We start from the raw sequence: 6,977 nt of genomic DNA on the forward strand, positions 1-6,977 counted from the left end.
CCCCAACCCCCTTATAGCCCTAATCTTTCAAAAATCATATCCACGTGCTTGATGTGGTAACGATAGTCAAAGCAATCATTAATTTGTTCGTGAGTTAAACGGCTTGTAATGCTATCTTCCCCTTCGATCAACTCGCGGAATGGCACTTGTCTTTCCCACGCTTCCATCGCCTTCGGTTGCACGGTGTCATATGCCTCCTCTCTCGTCATACCAGAGTCAATTAGAGCTAATAACACCCGTTGTGAATAAATCAATCCCAGTGTTCTGTCCATATTTCTCTTCATATTTTCCGGAAAAACAGTTAAGTTTTTCACGATGTTCCCGAACCGATTTAACATATAGTTTAAGGCAATAGTCGCATCTGGAAGGATAATTCGTTCCGCTGATGAATGTGAAATATCACGCTCATGCCAAAGTGGAACATTCTCATAAGCAGTCATCATGTAGCCACGAATAACTCGAGCTAAGCCTGTCATATTCTCAGACCCAATTGGATTACGTTTATGTGGCATCGCAGACGACCCCTTTTGACCCTTTGCAAAAAACTCCTCTACTTCTCTTGTCTCACTCTTTTGTAATCCACGAACCTCAACTGCAAATTTCTCGATTGATGTCGCAATAAGTGCAAGTGTTGACATGTAATCCGCATGACGATCACGTTGTAATGTTTGGGTTGAAATTGGTGCAGGTGTGATTCCAAGCTTTTCACATACATAGCTTTCAACAAACGGGTCAATATTTGCGTATGTACCAACCGCTCCCGAAATTTTCCCGAACTGTACTCCACTTGCAGCATTTTTAAAGCGTTCTAGATTGCGCTTCATTTCTTCATGCCATAAGGCAAGCTTCAAACCAAATGTAGTCGGCTCTGCATGTACGCCATGTGTACGCCCCATCATGACGGTATACTTATGCTCCTTTGCCTTATCAGCTAAAATCTCGATAAATCTTTCGATGTCCTTTTGTAAAATATCATTTGCTTGTTTTAGTAAATAAGATAATGCTGTATCCACCACATCTGTTGATGTTAAACCGTAGTGAACCCATTTCCTTTCCTCACCTAAAGTTTCAGAAACTGCACGAGTAAACGCAACAACATCATGCCTTGTTTCTTCTTCTATTTCCTTAATTCTAGTAACATCAAATGATGCATTTTTTCGAATTAGTTCAACATCTTCTTTCGGAATATCGCCTAACTCAGCCCATGCCTCACACGCTAAAATTTCCACCTCTAACCAAGCCTTAAAGCGGTTTTCCTCCGTCCAAATAGCTCCCATTTCCTCTCTTGTATACCGTTCAATCATTTAATTAGCCTCCAACTTATTATTAAAAATTCGGATTGATTCTGATTTTTTTAATGCCTCTTCGATAGTATCTCCCAAAAAGGTAATATGCCCCATTTTCCGTTTAAATTTGGCCTCTTTTTTCCCGTATAAATGGATTTTTGCACATCCAAATGAAGAGATATCTTCTAAAAGGTGGTGTAAATGTTCACCCAATACATTCGTCATTACTACCGGCTTTAATAAAGTTGTATCACCTAGTGGCAAATTGCAAACCGAACGAATATGCTGTTCAAATTGAGATGTTTCACATGCATCAATTGTATAATGACCTGAATTATGTGGTCGCGGCGCTAATTCGTTAATAAAAATATCCCCATTTTTAGTTACAAACATTTCAACTGCAAGTGTCCCAACAAGTTCAAATCCTTTTGCAAGCTTCATTGCCATTTCTCTAGCATTCTCTTCTATTTCAGTTGATATCCTTGCAGGCACGATTGATTGATGGAGAATATTTCCAATATGAATATTTTCTGATACCGGAAATGTCTTTACATCACCACTTGAATTTCTGGTAACGATGACTGAGATTTCTTTTTCAAACGGAATCCATCCTTCTAAAATACAAGTTCCTTGATCAAATAAGGGTAATGCCTCTTCAATATTTCCCTGATGTTTCAGAACAATCTGCCCTTTGCCATCATAACCACCCCTGCATGTTTTCAAGACGGAAGGCATCCCAATTAATTGAATAGCTTCAACTAATTCTTGCTCATTATTTACGATTTCAAAGGGTGCGACTTTGAGACCCATTTTTTGAATTGCACTTTTTTCCGTACCACGATCCTGTGTTATTTTTAATAATTGACTCCCTTGGGGTAAGTTCGCATTCCATTCAAGCCATGTTAACGTTTCATAATCAATATTTTCAAATTCATAGGTAATAACATCACTTATACTTGCAAGCTTCTTAATTGCTTCTAAATCATCATAGCTTGCAGTAATTTCAATATCTGCAACCTGGCCACAAGGTGAATTTGGTGTTGGATCTAAAACAGCAATATTAAAGCCCATTTCTCTTGCTGAAAGTGCCATCATGCGTCCAAGCTGCCCGCCACCAATAATTCCAATTGTCTGTCCAGGTAAAATATGACTAGTTAAGCTCATCGCTGCTCTCCAATACGGTAGATTTCAATTGTTCTCTTCTTTGTTCAAGTGCTGCATTCCACTCCGGATGAGAGATACCTAATATAGAAGCTGCTAATAACCCTGCATTGATAGCCCCAGCTTTCCCAATCGCCACTGTTGCGACCGGAACTCCCCCAGGCATTTGAACAATTGACAGTAATGAATCCAATCCATTTAACGTCTTTGATTGTACCGGTACACCTATTACAGGTATTGTTGTTTTTGCCGCCACCATACCTGGTAAATGTGCTGCACCACCAGCACCCGCAATAATCACCTTCAAACCTCTATCTTTCGCATTTTCCGCATATTCAAACATTACATCAGGAGTTCGATGTGCTGAGACAACTCTTTTCTCATAAGGGATCCCAATTTCATCTAAAATACCACATGACTCCTTCATCGTTTCCCAATCTGAAGTACTCCCCATAATCACACCAACAAGTGGTTCCATAATATCCTCCTATGATTTGTTCAAATTAAAAAAGACCAGATAGAACTGTTTTCCCATAAAAGGAAAGCAATTCTACCTGGACATGTAGGCACACCTAAATAAGACCAGATAAAAACAATTACTCTCCCTCATAGTCCAATAATTTACGGTTATCGGGTAGAAACTTATGGGCCATATTCCCAAGATTATATGAGGTAAATCAACTATTAATTAAGTTTATCTTAACAACGCTATGTATCAATTGTCAACTATAATCGAACAATTCTATAAATGTATATTTTAATGTTCGTATTTTACTCTAATCTTCCTTCAAAGATGATTCTCCTACCACAAGGTTCCACTTCAATTCTCCCATTTCGATTTACTTCTTGGAAGATAGGTTCCTCCATTCTTCGTGTCGGGGCATAGCCTTCAGTCTTCATTCGTTCTAAACATTGATCAATCGTTTCATTTTCTTCAACTGTAAATTTCTGTTTATTTGGTTTCTTCATACCTTCAATTTTCCTTTCCTAACAGACTTCACCCAGAATCCACCATGTATTGTCTTTGGCTCATATGCAATGATAAATGCTTTTGGGTCAATCTCTTGGATTGTTTGATATAATCGTAATTCATATTTTCGTGGTGTTAAAATTTGCATCGACTGACGGTCACCTTCTCGTCCTTGCGCTAGCCATGTTGTCACACCATATCCTTTTTCCCGGAGCAGCCTTGGCAAATCCTTGTCATATTCTTTTGTTATAACATTGACCGTAATATATCCAAGTGCCAGCTTTTCCTCAATTTTCATCCCGACAATAACACCAAGGCCATAACCTAGCGCATATGCAATTAAATTCTGGATCTGATCTAGGTTATCCAAGACAAGTCCAAGCCCAATTACATAAATAACTACCTCAATCGTACTAATAAATGCTGCTAAATATCGCTGCCCTTTCATTGTTAAAATCATTCGAATCGTAAAAAATGAAACATAGACTATATTAATCACCAAGATAATTAGTACCATAACAATACCATTCTCTAACAAAGTAAATCCTCCTATCTATGTCACTTCTATTAGCTTTCCAAAATAAAGATTTTACTAAACATGTACCCGATTTAATAGAAGGTTAATCAACATTATGTTTTGAATATTCCAGTAGGCACTTTTTTTTCTAAAGCCCATATAATAAGCAATTATAGGAGGTTGTAAAAGTGAGAATGGATCAATTTAAAAACATTACTGAATGGAAAAATCAATGGGATCAATTTTTTGGAGAAGAATTTTGGAATAACTTTGAACCGTATTTTGATAATTCCAAATCCCAACTTAATATCTATCAAGCCGAAAACGAACTTTTAGTTGTACTAAGCCTACCTGGTTTGGCTCGAGTAGATGATGTTGATATATATGTACAATATCAAACACTTTCAGTAAAAGGGAAGATTAATTTGAACTTTAAAGGTTATGAAATTATTCAAGAAGGGATTATTCAAGGGAAGATTGAACGTGAGATTCAATTGCCTTTTGCTGTTCGAGAAGATCGAATCGATGCCAGCTACAAAAGAGGACTATTGATCATCCATCTTCACAAATTAATACCAGACGAAACCAGAAAGAAAATAACAGTCAAGGATGAGGACAGATAGCCCATCCAATAAAGATGGGCTTAACTTATTTTGCTTGTGTTGACCACTTAAAAGATGTAAAACAGAGCTTATCTTAACCATTTTGTTTCTCCAATTGTTAATACTGACAACATATCTTTAGATAAGCCGACTCTATTCCATTCCTTTATTAACCGTTCAAGAGCCTCTGGTCCAGTATCATCAGCAAGACGGTACGCTCCATAATGCATTGGTATGAAGGTTTTTCCATTTAACTCTTTGAATGCCTTTATCGCATCCTCTGGATTAATATGTGAATCCTTCATAAACCACTCCGGTTCATATGCACCAATCGGCATTAAGACAATGTCTATTTTATATTTCTCACCTATCTCTTTGAATCCTCTAAAATAACCCGTATCACCTACAAAATAAATACTTTGCTTCGATGATTCCTCTTCAATCATCCAACCACCCCAATGAGAGGTATTTGTATCTAATAAACTTCTTCGTGTCCAATGCTGTGCTGGTACGAAAGTCAGTTTTAACCCTTCGAATGTAAAGCTCTCCCACCATTTTGCTTCCACTACATTTTCATATCCCCTTCGTGTAAAAGCGGATTTCAATCCAATTGGTACATAAAATGTTGGGTTTCCGATTAGCTTTTTGATCGTTGGAAAATCAAGGTGGTCATAATGACCATGGGAAATACAAACTATATCGATTTTTGGGAGATCTTGTAACGCAATACCTGGAGCAGTCATTCTTTTTTGAATGCCCATTCTCTGTGCCCATACAGGGTCAGTTAAAATATTGATCCCATTCAATTGTATGAGAAAGGTCGAGTGTCCAACCCATGTAATCGAAGGTTCTTGCCGATTACTCCGTAATTGATTGATATCTTTTGCATCATGTTGTGGAATTTGTATTGTAAGATCTTTCTTTTTGGAACGTCGCTCTTTTGACCAGCGAAGCATGTCTTTGATGCTTTTGAGATTATTGATTTCATCGTAGTTGAAGTATCTTGTTTTACCATTTTTATTTTTCATTATACTTGTACTTCCCCCATACATAAGTTTGTTTGGTTCTGTATTGTGCATTTACTTTCGGTATCGATGCATTACTGGTTATGGTGGTGCTTTTTATTCTGCTAACGTGCATATGATCTTGCTAGCGCACATATGTTTATTTTTCTGTTCATATGTTGGAATTAACGAGTATATTATCATTTTATCGTACATTTATCCAGAATATCGTGCATATTAGGAATTTTAGGTTAGGTACATACTGTGGAAGTTTATTTGAAATCAATATTTAAGCAGAAAGCATATACTTATATAGATGATTTACTTTAGTTGGAGCACAAAGTGCCATATTTTATATGTAAACAGGTTTTTTAAAGCACGGAATGTTAACTTTTGCTGGTTGGGTTTGGTGATGTACTTATGTAGCGAATCTTAACTTATGTTAGGTGGTTATCCTCTAGGTGGGTGGGTCTTCGTTAACGTGCATTTATTTTGGCTATCGTGCATATAATTTTGCTAAAGCGCATAAATTTTGATTTCCGTGCATTTCTTCTAATGTACGAGCATATCAACTTTTTATCGTGCATTTATCCGAAATATCGTGCATATCGGGTGTTTTAGTCTAACCACATACTCTGAAAATAGATCTGAAACCAATATTTTAGCGGAATACATACACTTCTATCCGTGATCTACTTCAGTTTGAAGTAAAAGCACCTTATTTTCATCCTAAAACAGGTTTTTTAAAGCACGGAAAGTTAACTTTTGCTGGTTGGGTTTGGTGCGGTACTTATGTAGCGAATCTTAACTTTTGTTGGGTGGTTATCCTCTGAGTGGGTGGATCTTCGTTAACGTGCATTTATTTTTGCTATCGTGCATATATTTTTGCTAAAGCGCATAAATTTTGATTTCCGTGCATTTCTTCTAATGTACGAGCATATCAACTTTTTATCGTGCATTTATCCAAAATATCGTGCATATCGGGTAAATTAGACTTGTTACATATCCTGAAAATTGATATGAATCCAATAGTTTAGTGGAATACATACACTTCTACCCGTGACTTACTTCAATCTAAAGCGAAAATACCTTGTTTTTAAACTATAATATGGTTTTTAAAGCACGAAGTTAACTTTTCTCTTTTAAGACTATCTACTTACTCCACCAAAAACCAATTTAAATGAACGCAAAAAAAAGACCAGCACTCAACTGGTCTTTTACTTGCTTAGCGACGTCCTACTCTCACAGGGGGAATCCCCCAACTACCATCGGCGCTGAAGAGCTTAACTTCCGTGTTCGGTATGGGAACGGGTGTGACCTCTTCGCCATCGTCACTAAACTATTTGAAGAAATTTCATTCCTTCAAAACTAGATAACATTCGCATTCATTCAAACATTTTGGTTAAGTCCTCGATCGATTAGTATCAGTCAGCTCCA

Annotated in this window: 7 protein-coding genes, 1 rRNA gene and 1 riboswitch; of the genes, 1 reads left to right on the forward strand and 7 read right to left on the reverse strand. The window is 37.1% G+C overall.

What is annotated here, in order from left to right; translation table 11 throughout:
• Positions 1 to 11: 11 nt before the first annotated feature.
• From purB to MJG50_RS05065, 5 genes are all read right to left on the reverse strand, one after another.
• Positions 12 to 1,304: an adenylosuccinate lyase gene (gene purB / locus MJG50_RS05045; protein ID WP_240253296.1), complete on the reverse strand. Its 1,293-nt coding sequence runs from the start codon at positions 1,302 to 1,304 to the stop codon at positions 12 to 14.
• Entirely contained in the window at positions 1,305 to 2,450 is a 1,146-nt protein-coding gene (gene purK / locus MJG50_RS05050) for a 5-(carboxyamino)imidazole ribonucleotide synthase (protein WP_240253297.1), read from the reverse strand.
• Positions 2,437 to 2,925, reverse strand: a complete 489-nt coding sequence (purE, locus tag MJG50_RS05055) for a 5-(carboxyamino)imidazole ribonucleotide mutase (RefSeq protein WP_240253298.1) — start codon at positions 2,923 to 2,925, stop codon at positions 2,437 to 2,439. The genes purK and purE overlap by 14 nt, the downstream gene beginning before the upstream one ends.
• Before the next feature lie 111 nt (positions 2,926 to 3,036).
• Positions 3,037 to 3,138: riboswitch (purine riboswitch) on the reverse strand.
• An 80-nt stretch (positions 3,139 to 3,218) separates the two neighbouring features.
• Positions 3,219 to 3,416, reverse strand: a complete 198-nt coding sequence (locus MJG50_RS05060) for an NETI motif-containing protein (protein ID WP_240253300.1) — start codon at positions 3,414 to 3,416, stop codon at positions 3,219 to 3,221.
• Positions 3,413 to 3,934 (reverse strand): DUF2179 domain-containing protein, encoded by a 522-nt coding sequence (locus MJG50_RS05065; RefSeq protein ID WP_240253320.1) that lies wholly within the window; start codon positions 3,932 to 3,934, stop codon positions 3,413 to 3,415. Before MJG50_RS05065 ends, MJG50_RS05060 begins: the two co-directional genes overlap by 4 nt.
• A gap of 194 nt (positions 3,935 to 4,128) precedes the next feature.
• On the opposite strand from MJG50_RS05065, the gene MJG50_RS05070 reads away from it, so the two are divergent.
• Positions 4,129 to 4,557 (forward strand): Hsp20/alpha crystallin family protein, encoded by a 429-nt coding sequence (locus tag MJG50_RS05070; protein WP_240253321.1) that lies wholly within the window; start codon positions 4,129 to 4,131, stop codon positions 4,555 to 4,557.
• 68 nt (positions 4,558 to 4,625) lie between these two features.
• Here the strand turns inward: MJG50_RS05070 and MJG50_RS05075 are convergent, their stop codons facing one another.
• Positions 4,626 to 5,564, reverse strand: a complete 939-nt coding sequence (locus tag MJG50_RS05075; RefSeq protein WP_240253301.1) for an MBL fold metallo-hydrolase — start codon at positions 5,562 to 5,564, stop codon at positions 4,626 to 4,628.
• Positions 5,565 to 6,763: 1,199 nt separating this feature from the next.
• Positions 6,764 to 6,879: ribosomal RNA gene (gene rrf / locus MJG50_RS05080) — 5S ribosomal RNA — on the reverse strand.
• Positions 6,880 to 6,977 lie beyond the last annotated feature (98 nt).

The organism is Fredinandcohnia quinoae, from assembly GCF_022427965.1.
Taxonomy (GTDB): domain Bacteria; phylum Bacillota; class Bacilli; order Bacillales; family Bacillaceae_L; genus Ferdinandcohnia; species Ferdinandcohnia quinoae.

Coding starts and splice junctions, on each gene's coding strand:
- purB (WP_240253296.1), bottom strand. CDS start 1,304: ATGATTGAACGGTATACAAGAGAGGAAATGGGAGCTATTTGGACGGAG.
- purK (WP_240253297.1), bottom strand. CDS start 2,450: ATGAGCTTAACTAGTCATATTTTACCTGGACAGACAATTGGAATTATT.
- purE (WP_240253298.1), bottom strand. CDS start 2,925: ATGGAACCACTTGTTGGTGTGATTATGGGGAGTACTTCAGATTGGGAA.
- MJG50_RS05060 (WP_240253300.1), bottom strand. CDS start 3,416: ATGAAGAAACCAAATAAACAGAAATTTACAGTTGAAGAAAATGAAACG.
- MJG50_RS05065 (WP_240253320.1), bottom strand. CDS start 3,934: ATGGTACTAATTATCTTGGTGATTAATATAGTCTATGTTTCATTTTTT.
- MJG50_RS05070 (WP_240253321.1), top strand. CDS start 4,129: ATGGATCAATTTAAAAACATTACTGAATGGAAAAATCAATGGGATCAA.
- MJG50_RS05075 (WP_240253301.1), bottom strand. CDS start 5,564: ATGAAAAATAAAAATGGTAAAACAAGATACTTCAACTACGATGAAATC.